We start from the raw sequence: 24611 nt of genomic DNA on the forward strand, positions 1-24611 counted from the left end.
GTGCACGCGATGCAGTACGAGATCACCCTGCCCGCCGACTACGACATGGGGATCATCCGCGAGCGGGTGGCGACCCGGGGTCATCTCCTGGACGACTTCCCGGGTTTGGGCCTGAAGGCGTATCTGATGCGGGAGCGGGAGGACGGCTCGCCGGTCAACCAGTACGCGCCCTTCTACCTGTGGGCGGCGCCCGAGGGCATGAACGCGTTCCTCTGGGGGCCCGGTTTCCAGGGCATCGTCGACGACTTCGGCCGGCCCGTCGTACGGCACTGGACCGGGCTCGCGTACGGGGAGGGCCCGGCGGCCGCGCACGCGCCGCGCACGGCGACGCGTCGCGCGACCCCGCTCGGCGAGGGCACGGCGCCCGGCGAGGCGGTCGCCGAGGCGGTGGGGCGGCACGCCGAGGAGGCGCGGGCCGAGGGTGTGGTGGCGAGCGCGCTGGCGATCGACCCGCGCCACTGGGAACTGCTGTCGTTCACCCTGTGGGCCGGGACGGAGGCCCCGGCCGGGGCGGGCGACCGCTTCCAGGTCCTCCACCTGTCGGCCCCGGGCCGGCCGGCCCTCCGCTCGGGACGCCTGTGGTGACCGCCCCCGCCGCCTGACGGCTTCAGCCCACCGGCACCAGCGTCAGATACGCGATGCCGAGCACCGTCCGGTAGCCGAGCCAGGCCGAGCGCTGACGATCGACGCGGGCGCGGGTCTCGGCCGCCTGCGGGTGCTCCGGGTGGGCGGCGAGCCAGACTTCGGCGTCGTGGCGGTATCCGGACTCGAACTCCTCCCACTCCTCCTGGCTCGCCGTCTCGGTCCACGCGATCCGGAACCCGGCCTCGATCGCCAGGTCGACGAGCGCCGCGAGCGACAGATGGTCGTCGGCCCGCGCACCCGGCCACATCGCGCCGAGCTCCGCCTCCGTCGGGGTGCGCTCCCAGAAGCCCTCACCGAGCACGACCCGCCCACCGGGCCGTACCAGCCGGCGCAGTTCCCGCAGGATGACGGCCGGATCGTATGTGTCCCCCTCGCACAGCGCCTGCCCCGACCCGAGACACAGCACCACGTCGGCGGGGCCCTGCGCCGTGCCGACCCCGGACTCCTCGACGTAATCGACCCGTCCGGCGAGCCCACGCCCGGCGGCGCGCTCGCGCCCCCGGGCCAGCTCGGGGCCGTCGATGTCGATCCCGACCCCCTTGGCCCCGGGCACGGCGTCCAGCACCCGCAGCAGCAACTCGCCCTGCCCGCAGCCGATGTCGAGCACCGACCCCGGCGAGATCGCCGCGATCCGCGCCACGAGCCGGCCGGCCCTGGCCTCGGAGAGCGGGCCGTGGAAGGTGAGGCCGCTGCCGAGGCGCGGCGGAAGATCATCATTGGTCATAGGGCGGGACCCTAGTCCGCGCCGACCGGCGCGCCCAATTCTTTTGCGGCATGGGCGCGGAGCCGTCACGTGGGCCGTTGAGGCCACGCCGGATCTACTCGCCCGCGAGCGCGCCGCCCAGCGCCTTCAGCGGATCGTCGAGCACCGGCTGCCAGGCCAGTTCCGCGGCGCCCACGAGGCTGTTGTGGTCGAGGGTGCAGGGGAGGATCGGGACGCCGCCGCTGCGACCCCAGAGGCTGCGGTCGGCGACGACGGCGCGGAGGCGGCTCGGGTCCGCGTTGAGGAGTTCGCGGTGGAGGCCGCCGAGGATGATGCGGTCCGGGTTGAGGATGTTGACCAGGCCGGCCAGGCCGAGGCCGAGGCGGTCGATCAGCTCCTCGGTGGCGGCGCGCACGCCGGGGTCGTCGGGCTGGTCGCGCAGCAGGTCGCGGGCCTGCTGGAGGAGGGAGACCTCGGGGCCGGGGGCGCGGCCCGCGACGGTGAGGAAGGCGAGGGGGTCGGTCTCGACGTCGAGGCAGCCGCGCGAGCCGCAGTGGCAGGGGCGGCCCTCCGGGTTGACGGTGAGGTGGCCGACCTCCAGGGCGAGGCCCGAACTCCCCGTGTGCAGGCGCCCGTCGAGGACGAGGGCACCGCCGACGCCGCGGTGGCCGGTGGCCACGCAGAGCAGGTCCTTCGCGCCGCGCCCCGCGCCGTGGCGGTGCTCGGCGAGGGCGGCGAGGTTCACGTCGTTGCCGGTGAAGGCGGGGCCCTCGATGCCGGCCGCGCGCACCTGCTCGGCGAAGATCTCGCGCACGGGGGCGCCGGCGGGCCAGGCGAGGTGGAGCGGGTTGAGCGCGGTGCCCTCGGGTTCGGCGACGGCGGAGGGCGCGGCCAGGCCGGCGCCGACGCAGCGGCGCCCCGTCGCGCGGAGCAGCCCGGCGCCCGCCTCGACGACGGCGCCGAGGACCTGGGCGGGGTCGGCGGAGACGGTGACGCAGCCGGGGGCGGTGGCCACGAGGGTGCCGCCGAGGCTGACGAGGGCGGCACGGAAGCCGTCGGCGTGGACCTGCGCGGCGAGGGCGACGGGGCCCTTCTCGTCGACCGACAGGCGGTGCGAGGGGCGTCCCTGCGAGCCGGCCGCGGCGCCCGGGTTGGAGTCGACCCGGATGAGGCCGAGCGCCTCCAGTTCGGCGGCGACGGCTCCGGCGGTGGCGCGGGTCACACCCAGCTCGGCGGTGAGGACGGCGCGGGTGGGCGCGCGGCCCGTGTGCACCAGTTCCAGCGCGGGTCCGAGCGCGCTGCGCCCCCTGTCCAGCCGTGTTCGCGTGGTCGTCGTCGCCTTGCCGTTCATGGGTGCGAGTCTCCCATGATCGGTCCGTCCCGGGCCTCCGGCGCCCTCTCTTTGGCCGGGTCTCGCCCGCCGCCCCGGCCGGAAGCGCCGCGGCGGGCGTGGCGCCGCCGGTGTTGTGTCCAGGGCCGTCCCACCCCTATCCTGACTTTGTGCCGCTACTAAACAAAGTACGGACGGCCGTCTCAGGGGGATCCGGCGGAGACACCGCTCCCCTCCCCCTGTCCCGCCTCCGCTCCGCCCTGACCCTCTTCTTCGCCCTCGACGGCTTCCTCTTCGCCGGCTGGGTGGTCCGCATCCCCGCCATCAAGCAGCAGACCGGCGCCTCCGCCGGCGACCTCGGGCTCGCGCTGCTCGGCGTCTCCGCGGGCGCCGTCGTCACGATGACGCTCACCGGGCGCCTCTGCCGCCGCTACGGCAGCCACCCCGTGACCGTCGTCACCGCCGTCCTGCTCTCGCTCTCCCTCGCCCTGCCGCCCCTCACCCGCTCCCCGCTCGCCCTCGGCCTCGTCCTGCTCGCCTTCGGCGCCGCGTACGGCGGGATCAACGTCGCCATGAACAGCGCCGCCGTCGACCTCGTCGCCGCGCTCCGCAGGCCCGTGATGCCCAGCTTCCACGCCGCCTTCAGCCTCGGCGGCATGGTCGGGGCCGGGCTCGGCGGGCTCGTCGCCGGCAGCCTGTCGCCCACCGCGCACCTGCTCGGGCTCACCGTCGTCGGACTCCTCCTGACCGCCGCCGCCGGGCCCGTACTCCTGCGTCACCCCTCCCCCGCCCCGCCGGAGGCGCTGCCGACGAACCGGTCGAAGCCGTCGAACACGTCGAGCCCGGCCGCCGCCCGCCCCGCCGGGGCCCGCAGGGCCGTGCTCGTCTTCGGCGTGATCGCCATGTGCACGGCGTACGGGGAGGGCGCGCTCGCCGACTGGGGCGCGCTGCACCTCGCGCAGGACCTGGACGCGCATCCCGGCGTGGCCGCCGCCGGGTACTCGCTGTTCGCGTTGACCATGACGGCCGGACGCCTGTCCGGTACGGCCCTGCTCGAACGGCTCGGGCAGACCCGTACGCTCGTCGCCGGCGGGCTCACCGCGGCCGCGGGCATGCTGCTCGGGGCGCTCGCGCCGACCGTGTGGGCGGCGCTGCTCGGCTTCGCCGTCACCGGGCTCGGCCTCGCCAACATCTTCCCCGTCGCCGTCGCCCGCGCCGGGGCGCTCGCGGGCCCGAGCGGCGTCGCGACCGCCTCCACCCTCGGCTACGGCGGCATGCTGCTCGGCCCGCCGTCCATCGGCTTCCTCGCCGACTGGTTCTCCCTGCCCGTGGCCCTCACCACCGTCGCCCTGCTCGCCGCCGGCGCGGCCGCCATGGGGTACGCGACCCGCAACGACCGGATGCACTCCGTGAGTTGAGAAGCCCCGTTCAGGCGCCGGGCGGGACCGGCCGCCGTCCCAGACCGTCCGGCTCCCGCGCGGCCGGTCCGGGACACCGTGATCCGCCGCGGGCCATAATCCGCGGCATGGACATCCTGAGCACCGACACGCACATCGACGCGCTCGACACCGCGGGCAAGGCACTCCTGGAGGCCGCCGAGGCGGCCGGACTCGACGCCGAGGTCCCCACCTGCCCGGGCTGGCGGGTGCGGGACCTGCTGCGGCACACCACGGCGGTCCACCACTGGGCCACCACGCTCGTCGCCGAGGCGCGCACCGAGTACCTGCCCTTCGGCGGGGAGCCCGACCTGGACGGCGACGCGCTCCTCACGTACACCCGCGAGGGCCACGCCCGGCTCGTCGAGGCCCTGCGCGACGCCCCCGAGGACCTGGTGTGCTGGACCTTCCTGCCGGCCTCCTCGCCGCGCGCGTTCTGGGCGCGGCGGCAGACCCACGAGACGACCGTGCACCGCGCGGACGCCGAGTCCGCGCTCTCCTCCGGGCCCGGCCCGGTCGACCCGGTCATCGCCGCCGACGGGATCGACGAACTGCTGCGCGGCTTCCACGGCCGTGACCGCAGCCGGGTCCGCACCGACGGGCCGCGCACCCTGCGGGTCCGCGCCACGGACAGCGGCGACGTGTGGACCGTGCATCTGTCGCCGGAGGTGCCTCGGACGGAGACGGGCGCGGACGGCCCGGCCGACTGCGAGCTGAGCGGGCCCGCCGACCGGCTCTACCTGACGCTGTGGAACCGCCTTCCCCAGGACACGGTGACCGTCACCGGCGACGCCGGCCTGGCCCGGCTGTGGCGGGAGAACTCGGCCATCGGCTGACCTGCGAGGCCTCAGCCGACGACCTGCGGGTCCTCAGCCGCCGACCTGCGGGGCCTCAGCCGAGCCAGCCCGGCCGGACCAGCCCCGACTCGTAGGCCAGGACGACGAGTTGGGCCCGGTCGCGGGCACCCAGCTTCACCATGGTGCGGCTCACGTGGGTCTTGGCGGTGAGCGGGCTCACCACCAGGCGGCGGGCGATCTCGTCGTTGGACAGGCCGATGCCGACCAGCGCCATCACCTCGCGCTCGCGCTCGGTGAGTTCGTCGAGGCCGGCGGCGCGGCCGGGCGGCTTGGAGCGGGCCGCGAACTCCTCGATGAGCCGCCGCGTCACCCCCGGCGACAGCAGCGCGTCGCCGCCGACCACCGCGCGCACGGCCCGCAGCAGCTCCTCCGGTTCGGTGTCCTTGACCAGGAAGCCGGAGGCGCCGGAGCGGATGGCCTCGAAGACGTACTCGTCGAGCTCGAACGTGGTGAGCATGACCACCCGGACCGCGCCGAGTTCCGGGTCGGCGGTGATCAGACGGGTGGCGGCGAGGCCATCGAGGTGCGGCATCCGGATGTCCATCAGGACGACGTCCGGGCGCAGTTCGCGCACCCGGGCGACGGCCTCCTCGCCGTCGGCGGCCTCGCCCGCGACCTCGATGTCCGGCTGGGCGTCCAGGAGGGCGCGGAAGCCCGCCCGGACGAGCGACTGGTCGTCGGCGAGCACGACACGGATCACGAGGGCTCCTCAGGGCGTACGGGAAGGGTGGCGCGCACCCGGAAGCCGCCGTCCGGCCGGGTGCCCGCCTCGATCGTGCCACCGAGCGCGGCGGCCCGCTCCCGCATCCCGACGAGTCCGTTGCCGCTGCCGCCCGCGTCGCCGCCGGTGGCCGGGCCCTCGTCGTCGACGCGCAGGGAGAGCACGTCCGGGCCGTACCCGAGGACGACTTCGGCGGTGCGCGAGCCGGAGTGGCGCACGACGTTGGTCAGCGCCTCCTGCACGATGCGGAAGGCGGCCAGCTCCGTGCCGGGCGGCAGGCGTCTGCGGCGCCCCTCGACCCGGGTCCGCACGGTGAGACCGGCGGCCGCGGCCTGTTCGACGAGTTCGGGCAGGCGGTCCAGGCCGGGGGCCGGGGCGCGGGGCGCGTCGCCGGGGGCGCGCAGGGTGTCGAGCACCTGCCGCACCTCGCCGAGGGCCTCCTTGCTGGCCGCCTTGATGGTGGTGAGGGCGGTACGGGCCTGGGCCGGGTCCGCGTCGAGGAGGGCGAGCCCGACGCCGGCCTGGACGTTGATGACGGAGAGGGAGTGGGCGAGGACGTCGTGGAGCTCGCGCGCGATCCGCAGGCGTTCCTCGTCGGCCCTGCGACGTTCGGCGGCGGCCCGCTCGGCGCGTTCCTTCGCCCACTGCTCACGGCGGACCCGGGCGAGTTCGGCGGCGGCGAGGATCGCGACGGCGAAGGCGGCGACCGGGAGTTCCTGCCCCCAGGGGGCGGGACCGTCGCCGCCGGGCGGCAGCCAGCGGTAGAGCCAGTGCGCGAGCAGCAGGTGCCCGGCCCACAGCAGTCCGAGCGCCCACCAGGCGGCCCGGCGGTGCCCGTGCACGACGGCGGCGAAGCACGCCACGGCGACGGCGGCGAAGACCGGGCCGTACGCGTAACCCGCCGCCAGGTATCCGAGAGTGGCCGCCGACACGCCGAACACCACCGGGACGGGGTGGCGGTGACGCAGGAGCAGCGGGGCGCAGGCCAGCAGGAGGAGGGCACGGCCGAGGACGTCGAGGGCGAGCCGGTCGGGCTGGTTCCGGGCGGCGAAGCCCGTGCCGATCATGACGAAGACGGTGACGACGAGGGTCGAGCGCCAGGGCAGCCCGGCGCCCGGCCCGTGTGCCGCCCACTGCCAGGGGCGCGGCCACGGCGGGCCGCCGCGGCCGGGGTTCCTCGTCGGATGCGCGTCCATGGCGCCACGCTAGACGGGGCCGGGGCGCGGGGGCGTCCGCCGGGCGGGGTGCTCACCCGTACTCCCGAGGGAGTACGGGCGTCCCGCCCCGGCGTCAGGCGACGGGCAGCAGCCCCACCTCGCGGCCGAGGCGCTCGGCCGAGGCGGCGAAGAAGGTGTCCCGGTCCTCGACGACCCGGTGGAACTGGCCGAACAGCTCGAACGAGATCAGCCCGAAGAGCTGGGCCCACGCGGCGACGAGGGCGGTGGCGAGGGCGGGCGGCAGATCGGGGGTCAGCTCGGCGGCGAGCCGCTCGGCCTCGGGGCGCAGCTTGGGCGCCAGGGGCGGCAGGGCGATGCCGGGGCCCTGGTAGGCGGCGCGGGCGAGGGAGACGAGGACGAGGCCGACGCGGGCGGCGGGGCCGACGGTGTCCTGGGGGGCGGTGTAGCCGGGGACCGGGGAGCCGTAGATGAGGGCGTACTCGTGGGGGTGGGCGACGGCCCAGGCGCGGACGGCGCGGCAGACGGCGGTCCAGCGGGCGAGGTGGTCGGCGGGCGCGGTGGCCGCCGTGGCGGCGTCGGCCTGTTCGGCGGCGGCGCCGACGGCGTCGTAGGCGTCGACGATGAGGGCGGTGAGGAGGTCGTCGCGGCTGGGGAAGTAGCGGTACAGCGCGGAGGACACCATGCCGAGCTCGCGGGCGACGGCACGCAGGGAGAGCTTGGCGGCGCCCTCGGCGGCGAGCTGGGTGCGGGCCTCGTCCTTGATGGCCGCGGTGATCTCGATGCGGGCGCGGGCGCGGGCTCCTTGAACGGGGGTCATGGAGAGCAGTGTGCCACGTTTCGGAGCACCGCCCCGAAATAAGAGCACTGCTCTTGCTTCGGAGCGCCGATCCGTGCACACTGATGTCAAGCGAGAGCAGTGCTCACAAAACGGAGCACCGCTTCAGAGACCCCCTCCCGCCCCCCTGTCCCCCATCCCGCATCCCGCATCCCGGAACCTCACAGGAGCCTTCGATGTCGTCCTCGCAGCCCCAGCCCCAGCCGTACTACCTCCAGGGCAGCCCCCTCGCCATCCGCTTCAACAACATCGTCGGCTGGCTCGCCCGCCACGGCGTCAGCCTCCTCGGCTCGGCCGAGCTCTCCGTGAAGGGCCGCAAGAGCGGCCGGATGCAGCGCATCCCCGTCAACCCGTACGAGCACGGGGGCACCCAGTACCTGGTCTCGGCCCGCGGGCACTCCCAGTGGGTCCGCAACATGCGGGCGGCCGGCGGCGGCGAGCTGCGGGTCGGCCGGAAGGTGCGCCACTTCACCGCCGTCGAGGTGGCGGACGCCGAGAAGCCGGAGGTGCTGCGCGGCTATCTCCAGCGCTGGGGCTGGGAGGTCAACCAGTACTTCCAGGGCGTGACCGCGCAGTCCACGGACGCGGAGCTGACGGCCGCCGCCCCCGACCACCCCGTCTTCCGCATCACCGTCACGAAGTGAGGGCGGCACGGATCCTCTCCGCACCGCCCTCACACCACGATCGAAGACCTCAGGAGGTCTCGGGCACCTGCGTGCCGTCCGCGGCGCCGCGCTCCCCCGGCTTCACCGAGGCGGCGGGAGCGGCATCCTCCGCCGGCCCCTCCTGCCCTTCCTGCCCCGTCTCCTCGTCCTTGCGGGCGGTGACACCCCGTCCCGCCGGGCCCACGCCCGACTCGGTGTCCATGCGGCGGTCCAGGAGGTCGATCGCGCGCCGCGCCAGACCGTTGCCGCGGACCAGGCCGCCCAGGGTGGCCGAGCCGCGCGTGATGTCGGCGAAGGCGTTCCACGCGGGGCGCAGTCCCGTTATCGTCGCGTGCAGCAGACCCGGGCGCCGCTCGAACAGCGCCAGCATCCGGCGGCCCACGGCCATCTCGACGCCGAGGCCGGCCTTGATGGCGAACGCGTAGTTCAGCGCCTGACGCCGCGCGTCCACCGCGTCGCCCGCCTCGGCCACACGGACCGCCCACTCGCCGGCGAGCCGGCCGGAGCGCAGCGCGAAGGAGATGCCCTCGCGGGTCCACGGTTCGAGCAGACCGGCCGCGTCGCCGCAGACCAGGACCCGGCCGCGGGAGAGCGGCGAGTCGTCCGTACGGCAGCGGGTCAGATGACCGGAGGAGATGGCCGGTTCGAAACCCGCGAGGCCCAGCCGGGCGACGAAGTCCTCCAGGTAGCGCTTGGTGGCGGCGCCCTCACCGCGCGCCGAGATGACGCCGACGGTCAGCGTGTCGCCCTTGGGGAACACCCAGCCGTAACTGCCCGGCAGGGGGCCCCAGTCGATGAGGACGCGCCCCTTCCAGTCCTCGGCCACCGACGGCGGGACGGGGATCTCCGCCTCCAGACCGAGGTCGACCTGCCCCAGCTTCACGCCGACGTGCGCCCCTATCCGGCTGGCGCTTCCGTCGGCGCCGACGACGGCGCGGGCGAGGACGGTCTCGCCGTCGGCGAGGACGACGGCGACCGTGCGACGGTCCGGCACGGACTGCCCGTGCTGCTCGACACGGGTGACGGTGGCTCCGGTGCGCAGCTCGGCGCCCGCCTTCTGCGCGTGCTCGACGAGCTGGGCGTCGAACTCGGGCCGGTTGATCAGCCCGAACAGCATGCGGCGCGAGCGGCGGGTGCGGGAGAAGCGCCCGTTGTGCGAGAAGGTGACGGCCTTGACCCGGTCCTGCAGGGGCAGTTCGAAGCCGGGCGGCAGCGCGTCGCGCGAGGGGCCGATGATGCCTCCGCCGCAGGTCTTGTAGCGAGGCAGCTCGGCCTTCTCCAGGAGCAGCACCCGACGGCCGGCGACGGCCGCCGCGTACGCCGCGGACGCACCGGCGGGTCCGGCACCCACCACGACCACGTCCCAGACCACGGGCGGACCCCCGTCCGGACCCACCGACCCCGCTCCGGCCACGCCGGACTCCGCCGCTCCGGCGTCTGCGTTCTCGCTGCTCACGATGTGCTTCTGCTCCTGATCCGACCGGTGGTTCCTGCTCTGCACGCATCCTACGGCCCGGTAGCCGGGCCGGACCGCGCCGCCCCGGGCCGACCCGAGCCGTAGGATCGGCCATGCGTTCGTCGTACAACCGATACACGCCGAACGACTCACAACGTCACAACGTCGCACCCACCAGGAGCGTGCCCATGACCGCGAATCCGATCGCCGAGACCATTGCGTCCCTGATGCCCCGCGCCAAGGCGGAGCTGACGGAGCTGGTGGCCTTCCAGTCGGTCGCGGACGAGGCCGTCGCCCCGCGCAGCGAGTGCGAGGCCGCCGCGAACTGGGTGGCCGACGCGCTGCGCACCGAGGGCTTCCAGGAGGTCGCGCTGCTCGACACCCCGGACGGCTCGCAGTCCGTGTACGGCGTGCTGCCCGGCCCGGCCGGCGCCCCCACCGTCCTCCTGTACGCGCACTACGACGTGCAGCCGATGCTGGTCGAGTCCGCGTGGGTGACCCCGCCGTTCGAGCTGACCGAGCGGGCGGACGGGCGCTGGTACGGGCGCGGCGCGGCCGACTGCAAGGGCGGCTTCATCATGCACCTGCTGGCGCTGCGCGCCCTGAAGGCGAACGGCGGCGTCCCGGTCACGGTCAAGATGATCGTGGAGGGTTCCGAGGAGCAGGGCACCGGCGGCCTGGAGCGGTACGCGGAGGCGCACCCGGAGCTGCTGGCCTCCGACGCGATCGTCATCGGCGACGCGGGGAACTTCCGGGTCGGTCTGCCGACCGTGACGGCGACGCTGCGCGGCATGACGATGATCCGGGTCACCATCGACACGCTCCAGGGCAACCTGCACTCGGGGCAGTTCGGCGGTGCCGCGCCGGACGCGCTCGCCGCGCTGATCCGCGTACTGGACTCGCTGCGCGACGAGACCGGCGCGACCGTGATCGACGGGCTGCCGGCGGACGCGGTGTGGGAGGGCCTGCAGTACCCGGAGGCCGACTTCCGCAAGGACGCCAAGGTGCTGGACGGCGTGGAGCTGCCGGGTGTGGGCACCGTCGCCGACCGGATCTGGGCGCGGCCCGCGGTGACCGTCATCGGCATCGACGCGCACCCCGTGGCCGGTGCCACGCCGTCGGTCCCCTCGACCGCCCGCGCGCAGATCAGCCTGCGGGTGCCGCCCGGCCAGGACGCCGTGAAGGCGACGGAGCTGCTGTTCGCGCACATCGAGAAGCACACCCCGTGGAACGCCCGGGTGAGCATGGAGCAGGTCGGCCAGGGCCAGCCGTTCCAGGCGGACACGTCGAGCCCGGCGTACACCTCGATGGCGGAGGCGATGCGGATCGCGTACCCGGGCGAGGAGATGCAGGCGGCCGGCATGGGCGGCTCGATCCCGCTGTGCAACACGCTGGCGGCGCTGTACCCGGAGTCGGAGATCCTGCTGATCGGCCTGAGCGAGCCGGAGGCGCAGATCCACGCGGTGAACGAGTCGGTGTCGCCGGAGGAGCTGGAGCGCCTGTCGGTGGCCGAGGCGCACTTCCTGCTGAACTACGCGGCTTCCAAGCAGGGTTGATCCCGCATTCGGGGAGCGGCGTGACGCTCTGGGCGTAACTCGCCCAGAGCGTACACACACACGGCGGACGAACTCCTTTACGTACGTTCGCCGTATGAGCGAAGAACACACGGACCACACGCACCCCGCGGGCGACCCTGCCGCCCGGCTCGTCGAACTCGTCGAGCTCACCCCCCGACTGCACATGCTGCGCCTGCCGATCGGGCAGGCGTACGTGTGGCGGGACGGCACCGAGCTGACCCTCGTCGACGCCGGGTGGGCGGGCGCGGCGGACGGCATCGAGGCGGCGCTGCGCGGCGCGGGCCTCGACCCGGCCCGGATCCGCCGGATCGTGCTCACCCACTGCCACCGCGACCACGTGGGCGCGGCGCAGGAGCTGGCCGACCGTTTCGGCGCCGAGATCCTGGCGCACGCGCTGGACGCCGCGGTGATCCGGGGTGAACTCCCCGTCCCGGAGCCGGATCTGCTCGACTGGGAGCTGCCGCTGTACGAGCACGGGCTGACCGTTCCCGAGGCACCGCCCACCCGGGTGGACCGGGAGGTGGCGGACGGTGAGGAGCTGGGCTTCGGCGACGGCGCGGTGGTGGTGCACACCCCGGGCCACACGCCTGGTTCCCTCGCGGTCCATCTCCCGCGCCACGGCGTGCTGTTCACCGGGGACACGGTGGCCACCGTCCAGGGCGTGACCTTCGGGGTCTTCCATGTGGACCGGGCGCGGGCGCGGGAGTCGATGCGGCGGCTGGCGGAGCTGGAGCCGTCGGTGCTGTGCTGCGGCCACGGCGCACCCGTGACGGACGACACGGCCGGCCGGCTCAGGAAGGCGGCCGCCTGAGACGGTCCGGGGAGGGAACCGACGGCGCTCCGGTCACCGTCCTCTCTCCCGGTCCGACCCGCGACGGCTCGGACGACAGGTGTCAGGGGGACGTATGACAGAGGTCGGTGCCGGGGCGGCCGCGGACGGCGGCGCGGTGCGCACCCGGCGGCTGCGCCGGGCGGGCATCCTCGGCGGGGCGATCGGCGGGGCGATCGGCGGCGCGGGCACGACGATCCAGGGGCTCGACACGGGCTTCCCCTGGTGGATCGTGGTCCCCTTCGTGGCCCTGGGCGTGACGGTCGGCGTCCTGGTGGGGGTGCGGCACGGGCGCGAGGACCGGGCACAGAAGGACTCGTTGGAGCCGAACGAGACGGTGCTCAACGTGTACGGGGTGTGGCCGTACCCCGCGCCGCCGCGGAGCGGGATGGTCGCCCCGGAGAACGCGCCGTACCAGTTGCACACGACCACCCGGCACCTGCAGTTCTGGAAGGGCGAGGACCTGGTGTGGGCGCATCCGTGGCACGAGGTACGCGTCGAGACGGACGGGCCCTTGCTGCGCCTGCTGCGCGAGGGCGTGGAGATCGCACTGGTGGAAACGCCCTCGGCACCGGAGATGCCGGAGGACTTCCGCTTCGTGGCGGAACGGATCGCCGCCCGGTTCGGCCGGCGCTGAGGGGCGGCTGTCCGGGGAGAGGCCGCTCACCGAGGAGCCACCCACGGAGAAGCCGGCCGCGGAGAAGCCGCCCGCGGAGAGACGGCCACCGCAGAGGCGCCTACGCCGAGGCGCCCCCGGCGAGGCAACCCCTCTCAGCCGACCGGATCCCCCGCCTCCAGGTTGAGGACGGTGCCGCGCTCGCGGGCGCGCAGGGCCCAGCGGAGGCGGCGGTAGCGGACCGGGGGCAGCAGGTCGGCCGCCTCCTCCTCGGTGACGAAGCGCCAGGCGCGGAGCTCGGCGCCGGGCAGGAGGAGCCGGTCGGCGTCGGCGGCGGGCAGTCGGCCGCCGTCGAACAGCAGACGCAGACCGCCGAACCCGGGCGGCTGGGGCCGCTCCCAGTCGACGAGCAACAGACGGGGTACGGCGTCGAGTTCGATGCCGATCTCCTCGGCGACCTCGCGCATGCCGGCGCGGGCGGGGGGCTCGCCGGGTTCGACGACGCCGCCGGGGAACTCCCAGCCGGGCTTATACGTGGGGTCGACGAGGAGGAAACGATCCTGCTCGTCGAAGAGCAGGACGCCGGCGGCGACGGTCTCGCCGGTGGGTTCAGGGGTCTGGACGATGCCGCACGGGGCGGCGAGCCCGGCGGCCACGGCGTCGGCGACGGTCCGGGCGACCTCGGCCGCGGTGAGCCCGCCGTTGTCGACGGCGTAGGCGTCGTCGCCGAGCCAGGCGTCGAGGGCGGCGCGGTACGGCTCGATGTGCCGGTGACACCAACGGCGGGCCCGGTCCTCGGCGTCGGGGTCGCCGGGGTGTTCGCGGCGGGTGTCGATCCGCTCGCGCAGGATCGTTTCGTCCGGAGTGAGGACGACATGCCGGACCTCGATCCGGCGGGCGGCGAGCGCGCCGAAGATCTCGTCCCGGTACTCCTGCCGCAGCAGGGTCATGGGGACCACGAGCACCCCGCCGACCTCGGCGAGCAGCGCGGCGGCGGTGTCCACGACGAGTCGGCGCCAGATCGGCAGGTCCTGGAAGTCGTCGACCTCCGCGAGGCGTTTCGGCGGAAGTAGCAGGCTCAGGCCGCCGCCGACGACCTCCGGGTCGTACAGGGTGCTGTTCGGGATCAGCTCGACCAGTTCGCGCGCGGTGCTGGTCTTCCCCGCGCCGAACGCACCGTTGATCCAGACGATCACGGTTCCCCCTCCTCGTTTTCCCCCTGTGGCTTGCCCGCACCACCCTGCCACGGAAACCCCCCGGGAGTGCCAGGGGCGGGAACGGGCGCGGAGCACGCGCACGGTACGGGGCCGAGGGCGCCGGTCAGGACGGCGGCAGGCCCTTCGTCGCGCGGGGCACGGCCGCCGCAGCGCCGAGGAGCCCGGCGTCGGTCCCGGTGAGAGCGGGGACGACGGCGAGGCCCGCGACGAACGAGAGGGTGGCATAGGACCGGAGGCTGCGGCGGAGCGGAGCGAACAGGACCTCGCCCGCCCCCGCCACTCCCCCGCCGACGACGGCGATGTCGATCTCGACCAGGCTGGCGGTGGCGGCGATGCCGGCCGCGAGGGCCTGGGCGGCCCGTTCGAAGGAGGCGACGGCCACGGGGTCACCGGCCCGGGCTGCGGCGGCCACCGCGGCGGCGGAGGAGTCGCCGTCGGGGCCGGGGCGCCAGCCGTCGGCCAGGGCGCGGCGGGCGATGTGCGGGCCGCTGGCGATCCGTTCGACACAGCCGCGCCCGCCGCAGGCGCACGGGTCGCCGTCGAGGTCGACACTGATGTGACCGATGTGCCCGGCGTTGCCGGTGGGTCCGGGGTGGACCCGCCCGTTCAGGACGAGCCCGCCCCCCACGCCCGTGGAGACGACGAGACACAGCGCGTTGTCGTGGCCCCGGGCGGCTCCCAGCCAGTGCTCGGCGGCCGTCATGGCGACACCGTCGCCCACCAGCGTGACGGGGCGTCCGCCGGTCGCCCGGTGGACCCGCTCGACCAGGGGGAAGTCGCGCCACCCGGGCACGTTGACCGGGCTGACCGTACCCGCGGAGGCGTCGACGGGCCCCGCGCTGCCGATGCCGACGGCACCGGCCGAGTCCCAGAGCGGGGAGCGGGCCAGCTCGTCGAGCACCGCCTCGACCGCGCGCGCGACCGTCTCGCCGTCCTCCCGCGCGGGCGTGGGCCGCCGCGCCCGTACGAGGATCCGGCCCGCTCCGTCGACCAGCCCACCGGCGATCTTGGTGCCACCGATGTCGAGGGCGACGACGAGGTCAGTGCTCATGGGCTCCGGATCTCCGTGGGGCGGTGGGTGCGATCTACAGTCTCCCCACCTCTGACAACGTTGTCCAGGCCCTATGCTCGACAGGGACGAGATCGAAACCCACGACGGAGGAACCGCACACCGTGGCCGACACCGCCCGCCGCCCCGAGCACCGATACGGCAACCGGCCCACGATGAAGGACGTCGCCGCCCGCGCGGGCGTCGGCCTGAAGACCGTCTCCCGCGTCGTCAACGGCGAGCCCGGCGTCACGCCCGACACCGAGCGGCGCGTCCAGGAGGCCATCGACTCCCTCGGCTTCCGCCGCAACGACAGCGCCCGAGTGCTGCGCAAGGGGCGTACCGCCTCCGTGGGCCTCGTCCTGGAGGACCTGGCCGACCCGTTCTACGGTCCGCTCAGCCGCGCCGTCGAGGAGGTCGCCCGAGCCCACGGGGCGCTGCTCATCAACGGCTCCAGCGCGGAGGACCCCGACCGCGAGCAGGAACTGGCGCTCGCGCTGTGCGCGCGGCGCGTCGACGGACTCATCGTCATCCCGGCGGGCTCCGACCACCGTTACCTGGAGCCGGAGATCCAGGCGGGCGTCGCCACCGTCTTCGTGGACCGCCCGGCGGGAGGCATCGACGCGGACGCCGTCCTCTCCGACAGCTTCGGCGGCGCCCGCGAGGGCGTGGCCCACCTGATCGCCCACGGCCACCGCCGGATCGGCTTCATCGGCGACCGCCCCCGCATCCACACGGCCACGGAACGCCTGCGCGGCTACCGGGCGGCCATGGAGGACGCGGGCCTGGAGGTGCCCGAGGAGTGGATCTCCCTCGGCCCGACCGAACCGGACCGGGTCGCCCGCGCGGTCGAGACGATGCTGTCCGGCCCGGCCCCGGTCACGGCCCTCTTCGCGGGCAACAACCGGGTGACGGTGACCGCCGTACGCACCCTCGCGGCGCACAAGCCCCCCACCGCCCTGGTCGGCTTCGACGACATCGAGCTGGCCGACCTCCTCGGCATCACCGTCATCGCCCAGGACGCGGCGGCCCTGGGCCGCACGGCCGCGGAACGCCTGTTCCGCCGCCTGGACGGCATCGAGGAGCCCCCCACCACCGTGGTGCTGGACACCACACTGATCCCCCGCGGCTCGGGCGAGATCGCCCCACCGGGCGACGGCGGTCACGGGCTCGTGTAGCGGCGGGCGACCCGTACCGGCGTGCCGTGCGGCCAGTCGCGTGCCGTCCAGGCCCTTGCCGGCCCCCTGGGCGGCGATCAGCTCCAGCAGGCAGGTGTGACCGCCATCCGCTACCTCGGAACGGTCCACGACTTCGCGTCCCTGAACGCCCTACGCGACAGTCCGCCCACCAAGGCCGCCATCCGCCAAGGCGGCGCCTTCCTCAAGGACGCTCTCACCGGATCGACGGCCGGACACGTCCTAGCAGATCCGTAGCCCCTCGACGGGCCCGCCGCCGGAACCGCCCTTCAGGTGCAGCACGCTGACGTAGACATTGGTGTTGCCGCTGTCGTCGTCGGTCCGGGCCCACCAACGGCTGCTGCGCCCCCCGTAGGTCTCGCTGTGATCGAGATCCACCTGGCAGAAGAACTCCTGCGGCCCCGCGCCCACGGTCCCCATCTCACCGCCGTCGTACCGCTTGCTCGTGGCCGTCCGCACCACCTGGCAGGTGGCGGAGGACCCGGACGCGGTGCACCCGGAGGCGACCGGCGGCGGGGCGGTGGTCGGGGCGACGGTGGTCGGCTTGGCCCCACTTGTCGCGGCCGAGCCGCCGCCACCCTTCTTGCCCGGAGTGGGCGCCACCGTGGCGCCGGGCGACGCACCGGCGCTCTCCCCAGGCGGTACGTCGGCCGTGGCGGAGCCCCCTCCGTCGGGCGTGGCTCTCTCGCCGGCCCCGGGCGTACGCGTGGCCGCGCCGGCGGACCCACTGCTCCGCGGCGCGTCGGCACGCCCGTCCAGTACCCGCCCCGGCTCCCCGGTGGCCGCTTGGGACGGCTGCCCGCCGGCGCCCACGGCATCACCCGGGGACCGGTCGATCAAGCTGTACGTGACGCCACCACCGACGAGCACCACCCCGGCCACGGCAGCGGCTACGACCCCCCGGGCCCGACGCCGCTCACGACGCCGCACCCGCGGGGCAGGCGGTGCGGGCGGCCCGAAGGTGCCCAGGGGCTCGGCGACAGGCATGTGCGCGGCGACGGGCTCAGCGACGGACACGTGCGCGGCCATGGGCGCCTGCGCCTCCACAGCCTCAACCACGACCGGCTGCACGACCGCACCCACACCGACACCGGCACCGGCACCGGCACCGGTAGAACTCTCCGCCTCCGCCACAACCCCCGCCAACATCCCCGCCGCCTCCCGCGCGGACGGCCGCCCCTCCGGCTCCTTGCACAGCAGCCGGAGGAGCACCGGAGTCAGGGCCCCGGACCGGACCGGGGCCGGGAGGGGGTCGGTGACGATGGCGGCGAGGGTGGACCAGGTGGACGTACGCCGGAAGGGCACGGCTCCTTCGACGGCGGCGTACAGGGTGGCGCCGAGGGCCCACACGTCGGCGGCGGGCCCGGGGGCGGCGCCGCGGGCGCGTTCCGGGGAGAGGTAGTCGAGGGAGCCGACGATCTCGCCGCTGCGGGTGAGGCGGGCGGCGGAGCCGTCGCCGGGGTCCTCGATGGTGGCGATGCCGAAGTCGGTGAGGAGGACCCGGCCGGTGCGGTCGAGCAGGATGTTGCCGGGTTTGACGTCCCGGTGCAGGACGCCGGCCTCGTGCGCGGCGGCGAGCGCTTCCAGGACGCGGGCGCCGATGCGGGCGGCCTCGACGGGGTCGAGGGGGCCGTCGGCGGCGAGGACGTCGTCGAGGGAGGGGCCGTCGACGAGTTCCATGACGATGACGGGCCGGCCCTCGTGCTCGGTGACGTCGTGGACGGCGACCACTCCGGGGTGCCGGACCCGGGCGGCGGCGCGGGCCTCGCGCCGCATGCGCAGGCGCATGGCGTCGAGTTCGGGCGCCGCGGTGTCCGTGTAGGTGCGCAGTTCCTTGACGGCCACCTCGCGGCCGAGGACTTCGTCGACGGCCTGCCAGACGACGCCCATGCCGCCGCGGCCGAGTCTGCGCACGATTCTGTAGCGGCCCGCGAGCCGTCCGTTCTCCCCCGATGACACCGCTGCCCCGTTCCCTGTCGGACTTGTGAACTCGTACAGGGTACGGGGCAGTTGGCGTGAAAGTGACGTTTACTGCGCCTGGGCGGTGAGATCACCGCGGCGCGGGGCCGAGAAACGGTCCAGGTCGGCGCGGGTGAGACCGGTGAGGGCGTCGACCTCGGCGGTGTCGAGGGCGCCGCAGTCGATGCCGCGCAGCAGGTAGGAGCTGAGGGCCTTGGCGGTGGCGGGCTCGTCCATGACGTCGCCGCCCGCGTGGTTGGCATAGGCGGAGAGGCGCTTGGCGGCGGTCTGGAAGCCTTCGCGGTAGAAGGCGAAGACGGCGGCGTAGCGGGTGGGGATGTGGCCCGGGTGCATGTCCCAGCCCTGGTAGTAGGCGCGGGCGAGGGCGCGGCGGGTCAGTCCGTAGTGCAGCTTCCAGGCCTCGTGGACGTGGGCGGTGGGGCCGACGGGGAGGACGTTGGTGGAGCCGTCGGAGACGCGTACGCCGGTGCCGGCGGCGGCGACCTGCATGATCGCCTTGGCGTGGTCGGCGGCGGGGTGGTCGCTGGCCTGGTAGGCGGCGGAGACGCCGAGGCAGGCGCTGTAGTCGAAGGTGCCGTAGTGGAGGCCGGTGGCGCGGCCCTCGGCGGCGTCGATCATGCGGGCGACGGCGGCGGTGCCGTCGGCGGCGAGGATGGACTGGCTGGTCTCGATCTGGATCTCGAAGCCGAGCCGGCCGGCGTCGAGGCCGTGGGCCTTCTCGAAGGCTTCGAGGAGCCGGACGAAGGCGGTGACCTGCTCGGGGTAGGTGACCTTGGGGAGGGTGAGGACGAGCCCGTCGGGCAGGCCGCCGTTCTCCATGAGGCCGGTGAGGAAGACGTCGGTGGTGCGGATGCCGCGGTCGCGTACGGCGGACTCCATGCACTTCATCCGGATGCCCATGTACGGGGCGGCGCTGAGGTCCGCGTAGGCCTCGGTGATGATGCGGGCGGCGCGGGCGGCGTCAGCGTCCTCGGCGGCCCCGTCCGCTCCGCCGTAGCCGTCCTCGAAGTCGACGCGGAGGTCCTCGACGGGCTCGCGCTCCAGCTTGGCGCGGACGCGGCCGTAGACGTCCTCGGCGAGGTCGTCGGAGAGGCCGAGGACGGCGGCGAAGGTGGCGGCGTCGGGGGCGTGCTCGTCGAGGGCGGCGAGGGCCTGGTCGCCCCAGGAGCGGATGGTTCCGGCGTCGAAGAGGTTGCCGGGTACGTAGACGGTGTGGACGGGCTGGCGGGTGCCGGGGTCTCCCGGGTAGCGCCGGTCGAGCTCGGCGTCCACGGCGGTGAGGGAGGCGCTGATCTCCTCGCTGACCGCGCCCGCGAGGCTCGTCGACACCTTCTCCTGCTGACCCATCCCACATCCTCCTGTTTTCCGCTTCACGGAATCAACAATCCGTATAGCGAAGTTAATGGCCCGCCGGGACCCACGTCAATGGGTGTCCGAAACGACCGGGGGCCGCGCGGTGAAGATCACCACGCGGCCCCCGGACCGTAAAAGAACCGCAGGTCAGCCCTGAGGCTCGGACCCCGAGCCCTAGCCCTTGCGGGCCTTGACCTCGTCCGTCAGCTGCGGCACGACGTCGAACAGGTCGCCGACGACGCCGTAGTCGACCAGGTCGAAGATCGGGGCCTCCGCGTCCTTGTTGATGGCCACGATGGTCTTCGAGGTCTGCATACCCGCGCGGTGCTGGATCGCACCGGAGATGCCGGAGGCGATGTACAGCTGCGGCGAGACCGACTTGCCGGTCTGGCCGACCTGGTTGGAGTGCGGGTACCAGCCGGCGTCGACGGCGGCGCGGGAGGCGCCGACGGCGGCACCGAGGGAGTCGGCGAGCGCCTCGATGATGGCGAAGTTCTCGGCACCGTTGACGCCACGGCCGCCGGAGACCACGATCGCGGCCTCGGTCAGCTCCGGGCGGCCGGTCGACTCGCGCGGGGTGCGGGCGACGACCTTGGTGCCGGTGGCCTGCGCCGAGAAGGAGACGGCGAGGGCCTCGACGGCGCCGGCGGCCGGGGCGGCCTCGACGGCGGCCGAGTTCGGCTTGACCGTGATGACCGGGGTGCCCTTGGAGACGCGGGACTTGGTGGAGAAGGAGGCGGCGAACGCGGACTGCGTCGCGACCGGGCCCTCGGCACCGGCCTCCAGGTCGACGGCGTCGGTGATGATGCCGGAGCCGATGCGCACCGCGAGGCGGGCGGCGATCTCCTTGCCCTCGGCGGAGGAGGGGACGAGCACGGCGGCCGGGGAGACGGCCTCGTACGCGGCCTGGAGCGCGTCGACCTTCGGGACGACGAGGTACTCGGCGAACTCGGGGGCGTCGGCGGTGAGGACCTTCACCGCGCCGTGCTCGGCGAGGGCCGCGGCGGTGTCGGCGGCGCCGTTGCCCAGGGCGACGGCGACGGGCTCGCCGAGGCGGCGGGCCAGGGTGAGCAGCTCCAGGGTGGGCTTGCGGACGGCTCCGTCGACGTGGTCGACGTAGACGAGAATCTCAGCCATGGGACTTCAATCTCCTGCGGAAGAAAACGGGACGGCCTGAGGGGGCGGCGCGGGGCACGCGGGTCCGGGGCGGAACCGCGGCCCGCGGACTGCGGATCAGATGAACTTCTGCTCCGCGAGGAAGGCGGCGAGCTGCTTGCCGCCCTCGCCCTCGTCCTTGACGATCGTGCCCGCGGTGCGCGCCGGACGCTCGGCGGCCGAGTCGACCTTGGTCCAGGAGCCCTCCAGGCCGACCTCGTCCGCCTCGATGTCGAGGTCGGACAGGTCCAGGGACTCCACCGGCTTCTTCTTGGCGGCCATGATGCCCTTGAAGGACGGGTAGCGCGCCTCGCCCGACTGGTCGGTCACGGAGACGACGGCCGGCAGGGCGGCCTCGAGCTGCTCGGAGGCGGTGTCGCCGTCACGGCGGCCCTTCACGGTGCCGTCCTCGACGGAGACCTCGGAGAGCAGGGTGACCTGCGGGACGCCCAGGCGCTCGGCGAGGATGGCCGGGAGGACACCCATGGTGCCGTCGGTGGAGGCCATGCCGGCGATGACGAGGTCGTAGCCGGTCTTCTCGATCGCCTTGGCGAGCACCAGCGAGGTGCCCATGACGTCGGTGCCGTGCAGGTCGTCGTCCTCGACGTGGACGGCCTTGTCGGCGCCCATGGAGAGCGCCTTGCGCAGCGCGTCCTTGGCGTCCTCGGGGCCGACGGTCAGCACGGTGACCTCGGCGTCGTCGGCCTCTTCCGCGATCTGGAGCGCCTGCTCGACCGCGTACTCGTCCAGCTCGGACAGCAGGCCGTCGACGTCGTCACGGTCGACGGTCAGGTCGTCGGCGAACTTCCGGTCGCCAGTGGCGTCCGGCACGTACTTCACACAGACAACGATCCTCAAGCTCACGCCGGCTCTCCTACTGCATCGTGATAACTGGGCTGCCTTGTTGCTCGCAGCATAGGCGCCTGAAGGGCGGGTTTCCGGTCGGGGCGTCGGACGCCCCGACCGAAATATTACTCGCCAGTACACCCAGTTCGTTACGAGTAAGCAAGCGCTCAGACGTGTGACCTTGCCAACGCGCCCGAAGCCGGCGGCGGGGGAACTCTCAGTCGCGCAGCGCGTTGAAGCGACCCTGGTGGTAGAGGAGCGGGCGGCCGACTCCGTCCGGGTCTCCGGCGACCACCTCGGCTATCACGATCCGGTGGTCTCCGGCCGGGACCCGGGCCACCACCCGGCACACCAGCCAGGCCAGGACGCCGTCGAGCACGGGGACGCCCTCGGGGCCGCGGCTCCACCGGGTGGGAGCGCCGAAACGGTCGGCGCCGCTGCGGGCGAAGGTGGCGGCCAGCTCCCGCTGGTGCTCGCCGAGTATGTGGACGCCGATGTACTCGGCCTCGGCCACCACCGGCCAGCTGGAGGAGCCGGTGCCCACGCCGAAGGAGATCAGCGGGGGTTCGGCGGCGACGGAGTTGAGCGAGGTCGCCGTGAAGCCGACCGGGCGCTCGCCGTGCGCGGTGATGACCGCGACACCGGCGGCGTGCTGCCGGAAGACGGAACGGAGCAGGTCCGGAGTGGCCTGTCGGGGTGCGCCGGGGGCGGGAATCGTCGGGAGCGTGCGGAGCTCGGGCGAGACCGTCATGGAATTGTCCTTCTGCGAGGGCGGCGTGAGGGGAGTCTCGGGTCGGTCAGACACCCGGACAGCGCGCGCTCGCGTTGCGGGCCAGGTCCACATGGGCCCGCCCGTAGAGAAGGAGTTCTGGGGGCACTACGCCAGACTGACGATCGTTGCCGCGTGCAGTCAAGTGCGTACCGCGATGTGGGAGATGTGTCACCGCGTCAGGGACCGTGCCGCACACCGCGTCAGACCGCCTGTCCGAGCGCGGCGATGACATCGGCGCGGCGGGGCTGCCCGGCGGCCCTGCGCACGATCCGCCCGGACCGGTCGAGGACGAGCACCGTGGGGGTACGGACGATGCCCAGCTCCCGTACGAGGTCGAGGCGCTCCTCGGCGTCGATCTCGATGTGCCCGACGCCGTCGACCATGGCGGCCACCTCAGCGAGCGTCCGCCGGGTGGCCCGGCAGGGCTGGCAGAAGGCGGTGGAGAACTGCACCAGGGTGGCCCGCTCCCCCAGCTCCGCGCCCAGCTCCTCGGCGCCCACGACCTCGGTCATCCCGCTGCTCCTCCTGTGGTCCGTAACGGGTGCAGCGTCGCACGTGAGCGAACGATTCCCGCCACGCATACCCCGAGTGACGAGAATCTCCCCGTACGAAGCCGCCTGGACTGGTCACGAGGGCCCACATGGGGCACGATCTGCCCAAAGCCGAAAACCTACGGCTGCGTAACTTCGCCGGGAGAACCCTCCCCAGGCACTGACGAAGGGGTTCGTCCCAGATGGCAGAGCTCGTCTATCGGCCGGTCATCGGCGCCGCACTGACCCTGTTCAAGGCGCTGGATCTGAAGATCGACACTCAAGGCTCGCACCACATCCCCCGCGAGGGCGGGGCGGTCATCGTGAGCAACCACATCAGCTATCTGGACTTCATCTTCACCGGTCTGGCCGCACTCCCCCAGAAGCGCCTGGTGCGCTTCATGGCGAAGGACTCGGTGTTCCGCCACAAGGTCTCCGGCCCGCTGATGCGCGCGATGAAGCACATCCCGGTGGACCGCGCCCAGGGCGAGCACGCCTACGAGCACGCGCTGCGCTCGCTGCGCGCGGGCGAGATCATCGGCGTCTTCCCCGAGGCGACCATCTCGCAGTCGTTCACGCTGAAGAGCTTCAAGTCCGGTGCCGCGCGTCTCGCGCAGGAGGCGGGCGTCCCGCTGATCCCGATGGCGCTGTGGGGCACGCAGCGCGTGTGGACCAAGGGCCGGCCGCGGAACTTCAAGCGCAGCCACATCCCGATCACCATCCGCGTGGGCGAGCCCCTTGAGGCCCCGGCCGACCAGTACGCGGGTGCGATCACCCGGCGGCTGCGCGGGCGCGTCCAGGAGCTCCTGGAGGCCGCGCAGCGTGCCTACCCGGTGCGCCCCAAGGACGCGGGCGACACCTGGTGGGTGCCCGCGCACCTCGGGGGCACGGCGCCGACGCCGGAAGAGGTCAAGGCCGCCGAGAAGTAGTCCCGCGGCGGCCCCGGCCCCCTCGGCGAAACGTCACTCCGGGTCGCGGACCGTGATCTGCGCCCCGGGGCTGACCTTCTGCAGCGCCTCGGCGAGCTCCTCGCCGGCCGCGCGCAGCTCGTCGAGCGTCATCGGCTCCAGCGACTCCAGCAGGAAGATCGCGTCGGTGGTGTCGTCCTCGATGCGGGTGCGCGGGCCCTGGCGCCAGTTCCAGCGACGGCAGGTGACGCCCGCCTCGTCGCACCAGATGACCTCGCCGGGCTCGGGGTGCTCGACGCTCTCCTCGCCGCCCGCGACGGTGACGAAGTCCTCCTCGCCGGTGGCCCGGACGAGCCGCATCGAGCCCTTGATCTTGTTCAGGTCCTCGCCGCCGACCGGGATCAGGTGGGCGACGCTGATCGCGTTGTACGCGTCCACGAGCCGGTTGATCCGGGGCAGTCCGCCGTCCGCCAGGGCGCGCTTCGCCAGCGCCTCCGCGGAGTTGCGGGTACGGGAGGGCTTGGCGCCGAACGCGGAGTACGCGGCGCGCCAGGCGGCGACATGCGGGTCCTTGTCCGGGGCCTGTCCGTCCAGGCGCTCCGCGAGCCGCCGGGCGGCTTCGTCGAGCAGGGCCGAACTGGTCTCGTCGCTGGGCCCGTTGACGAGTCCGCGCGCCTCGACGGCGAGGTGGGTGAAGCCGGGTACGAGGGTGCGTACCTCGTCGGAGACGGTGAGCGTCAGGGTCATGGTCCGCCGTT

At 74.0% G+C, this 24611-nt stretch carries 24 protein-coding genes; 9 read left to right on the plus strand and 15 right to left on the minus strand.

Annotation, left to right across the window (positions count from 1 at the left end):
* Complete coding sequence (locus ACZ3ZE_RS13660; protein WP_361173812.1) at window positions 1-585, plus strand: DUF4865 family protein; 585 nt, start codon at window positions 1-3, stop codon at window positions 583-585.
* Between the two features lie 22 nt (window positions 586-607).
* On the opposite strand, the gene ACZ3ZE_RS13665 is transcribed toward ACZ3ZE_RS13660, so the two are convergent.
* A complete protein-coding gene (locus ACZ3ZE_RS13665) occupies window positions 608-1369 on the minus strand; it encodes an SAM-dependent methyltransferase (RefSeq protein ID WP_361173809.1) in 762 nt (253 codons plus the stop codon).
* Between the two features lie 94 nt (window positions 1370-1463).
* On the minus strand, window positions 1464-2699 hold the full coding sequence (locus ACZ3ZE_RS13670; RefSeq protein WP_361173806.1) for an ROK family protein: 1236 nt from the start codon (window positions 2697-2699) through the stop codon (window positions 1464-1466).
* A gap of 149 nt (window positions 2700-2848) precedes the next feature.
* On the opposite strand from ACZ3ZE_RS13670, the gene ACZ3ZE_RS13675 reads away from it, so the two are divergent.
* Window positions 2849-4096 carry an MFS transporter gene (locus tag ACZ3ZE_RS13675; RefSeq protein WP_467259108.1) on the plus strand — a complete coding sequence of 416 codons (1248 nt, stop codon included), beginning with the start codon at window positions 2849-2851 and terminating at the stop codon, window positions 4094-4096.
* 116 nt (window positions 4097-4212) lie between these two features.
* A complete protein-coding gene (locus ACZ3ZE_RS13680) occupies window positions 4213-4950 on the plus strand; it encodes a maleylpyruvate isomerase family mycothiol-dependent enzyme (protein ID WP_442304193.1) in 738 nt (245 codons plus the stop codon).
* Window positions 4951-5005: 55 nt separating this feature from the next.
* Here the strand turns inward: ACZ3ZE_RS13680 and ACZ3ZE_RS13685 are convergent, their stop codons facing one another.
* From ACZ3ZE_RS13685 to ACZ3ZE_RS13695, 3 genes are all read right to left on the minus strand, one after another.
* Window positions 5006-5671 carry a response regulator transcription factor gene (locus tag ACZ3ZE_RS13685; protein WP_361173797.1) on the minus strand — a complete coding sequence of 222 codons (666 nt, stop codon included), beginning with the start codon at window positions 5669-5671 and terminating at the stop codon, window positions 5006-5008.
* Window positions 5668-6888, minus strand: coding sequence for a sensor histidine kinase (locus ACZ3ZE_RS13690; RefSeq protein ID WP_467259111.1), 1221 nt, complete (start codon window positions 6886-6888; stop codon window positions 5668-5670). The genes ACZ3ZE_RS13685 and ACZ3ZE_RS13690 overlap by 4 nt, the downstream gene beginning before the upstream one ends.
* Window positions 6889-6982: 94 nt before the next feature.
* Entirely contained in the window at window positions 6983-7687 is a 705-nt protein-coding gene (locus ACZ3ZE_RS13695) for a TetR/AcrR family transcriptional regulator (RefSeq protein ID WP_363291503.1), read from the minus strand.
* Window positions 7688-7881: 194 nt separating this feature from the next.
* Between ACZ3ZE_RS13695 and ACZ3ZE_RS13700 the strand changes: the two genes are divergently transcribed.
* A complete protein-coding gene (locus ACZ3ZE_RS13700; RefSeq protein ID WP_361173791.1) occupies window positions 7882-8349 on the plus strand; it encodes a nitroreductase family deazaflavin-dependent oxidoreductase in 468 nt (155 codons plus the stop codon).
* Window positions 8350-8398: 49 nt separating this feature from the next.
* Here the strand turns inward: ACZ3ZE_RS13700 and ACZ3ZE_RS13705 are convergent, their stop codons facing one another.
* Window positions 8399-9826: a geranylgeranyl reductase family protein gene (locus ACZ3ZE_RS13705; RefSeq protein ID WP_442304183.1), complete on the minus strand. Its 1428-nt coding sequence runs from the start codon at window positions 9824-9826 to the stop codon at window positions 8399-8401.
* A 188-nt stretch (window positions 9827-10014) separates the two neighbouring features.
* Here ACZ3ZE_RS13705 and ACZ3ZE_RS13710 point away from each other — a divergent pair, with 188 nt between their 5' ends.
* The 3 genes from ACZ3ZE_RS13710 to ACZ3ZE_RS13720 all read left to right on the plus strand — a co-directional run bounded on the left by ACZ3ZE_RS13710 (window position 10015) and on the right by ACZ3ZE_RS13720 (window position 12869).
* The gene (locus ACZ3ZE_RS13710; RefSeq protein WP_361173788.1) at window positions 10015-11382 is read left to right on the plus strand and encodes a dipeptidase; all 1368 of its coding nucleotides are present in this window, start codon (window positions 10015-10017) and stop codon (window positions 11380-11382) included.
* A gap of 94 nt (window positions 11383-11476) precedes the next feature.
* Window positions 11477-12214: an MBL fold metallo-hydrolase gene (locus ACZ3ZE_RS13715; protein ID WP_361173785.1), complete on the plus strand. Its 738-nt coding sequence runs from the start codon at window positions 11477-11479 to the stop codon at window positions 12212-12214.
* A gap of 94 nt (window positions 12215-12308) precedes the next feature.
* Window positions 12309-12869, plus strand: coding sequence for a hypothetical protein (locus ACZ3ZE_RS13720; protein WP_361173782.1), 561 nt, complete (start codon window positions 12309-12311; stop codon window positions 12867-12869).
* 134 nt (window positions 12870-13003) lie between these two features.
* On the opposite strand, the gene ACZ3ZE_RS13725 is transcribed toward ACZ3ZE_RS13720, so the two are convergent.
* Together ACZ3ZE_RS13725 and ACZ3ZE_RS13730 are read right to left on the minus strand one after the other, a co-directional pair.
* Window positions 13004-14044 (minus strand): NUDIX hydrolase, encoded by a 1041-nt coding sequence (locus ACZ3ZE_RS13725; protein ID WP_361173779.1) that lies wholly within the window; start codon window positions 14042-14044, stop codon window positions 13004-13006.
* A gap of 124 nt (window positions 14045-14168) precedes the next feature.
* Window positions 14169-15116 carry an ROK family protein gene (locus tag ACZ3ZE_RS13730; protein ID WP_361173776.1) on the minus strand — a complete coding sequence of 316 codons (948 nt, stop codon included), beginning with the start codon at window positions 15114-15116 and terminating at the stop codon, window positions 14169-14171.
* A gap of 122 nt (window positions 15117-15238) precedes the next feature.
* Here ACZ3ZE_RS13730 and ACZ3ZE_RS13735 point away from each other — a divergent pair, with 122 nt between their 5' ends.
* Window positions 15239-16291, plus strand: a complete 1053-nt coding sequence (locus tag ACZ3ZE_RS13735) for a LacI family DNA-binding transcriptional regulator (protein WP_361173773.1) — start codon at window positions 15239-15241, stop codon at window positions 16289-16291.
* 240 nt (window positions 16292-16531) lie between these two features.
* Here the strand turns inward: ACZ3ZE_RS13735 and ACZ3ZE_RS13740 are convergent, their stop codons facing one another.
* The 6 genes from ACZ3ZE_RS13740 to ACZ3ZE_RS13765 form a co-directional block, all read right to left on the minus strand.
* Window positions 16532-18268: a serine/threonine-protein kinase gene (locus ACZ3ZE_RS13740; protein WP_467259114.1), complete on the minus strand. Its 1737-nt coding sequence runs from the start codon at window positions 18266-18268 to the stop codon at window positions 16532-16534.
* A 69-nt stretch (window positions 18269-18337) separates the two neighbouring features.
* Window positions 18338-19636, minus strand: a complete 1299-nt coding sequence (locus tag ACZ3ZE_RS13745; protein WP_361173764.1) for a DUF6986 family protein — start codon at window positions 19634-19636, stop codon at window positions 18338-18340.
* 180 nt (window positions 19637-19816) lie between these two features.
* A complete protein-coding gene (locus ACZ3ZE_RS13750) occupies window positions 19817-20779 on the minus strand; it encodes an electron transfer flavoprotein subunit alpha/FixB family protein (RefSeq protein WP_361173761.1) in 963 nt (320 codons plus the stop codon).
* A 96-nt stretch (window positions 20780-20875) separates the two neighbouring features.
* Window positions 20876-21661, minus strand: coding sequence for an electron transfer flavoprotein subunit beta/FixA family protein (locus ACZ3ZE_RS13755; RefSeq protein WP_361173758.1), 786 nt, complete (start codon window positions 21659-21661; stop codon window positions 20876-20878).
* Window positions 21662-21860: 199 nt separating this feature from the next.
* Window positions 21861-22394 (minus strand): flavin reductase family protein, encoded by a 534-nt coding sequence (locus ACZ3ZE_RS13760; protein WP_467259117.1) that lies wholly within the window; start codon window positions 22392-22394, stop codon window positions 21861-21863.
* A 221-nt stretch (window positions 22395-22615) separates the two neighbouring features.
* Window positions 22616-22927, minus strand: coding sequence for a TlpA family protein disulfide reductase (locus ACZ3ZE_RS13765; RefSeq protein WP_361625032.1), 312 nt, complete (start codon window positions 22925-22927; stop codon window positions 22616-22618).
* A gap of 221 nt (window positions 22928-23148) precedes the next feature.
* Between ACZ3ZE_RS13765 and ACZ3ZE_RS13770 the strand changes: the two genes are divergently transcribed.
* Window positions 23149-23874, plus strand: a complete 726-nt coding sequence (locus tag ACZ3ZE_RS13770) for a lysophospholipid acyltransferase family protein (protein WP_361173749.1) — start codon at window positions 23149-23151, stop codon at window positions 23872-23874.
* Window positions 23875-23907: 33 nt separating this feature from the next.
* On the opposite strand, the gene ACZ3ZE_RS13775 is transcribed toward ACZ3ZE_RS13770, so the two are convergent.
* Window positions 23908-24600 carry a B3/B4 domain-containing protein gene (locus ACZ3ZE_RS13775; protein ID WP_361173746.1) on the minus strand — a complete coding sequence of 231 codons (693 nt, stop codon included), beginning with the start codon at window positions 24598-24600 and terminating at the stop codon, window positions 23908-23910.
* Window positions 24601-24611 lie beyond the last annotated feature (11 nt).

The sequence above is a fragment of the Streptomyces sp. NPDC023157 genome (genome assembly GCF_055560575.1).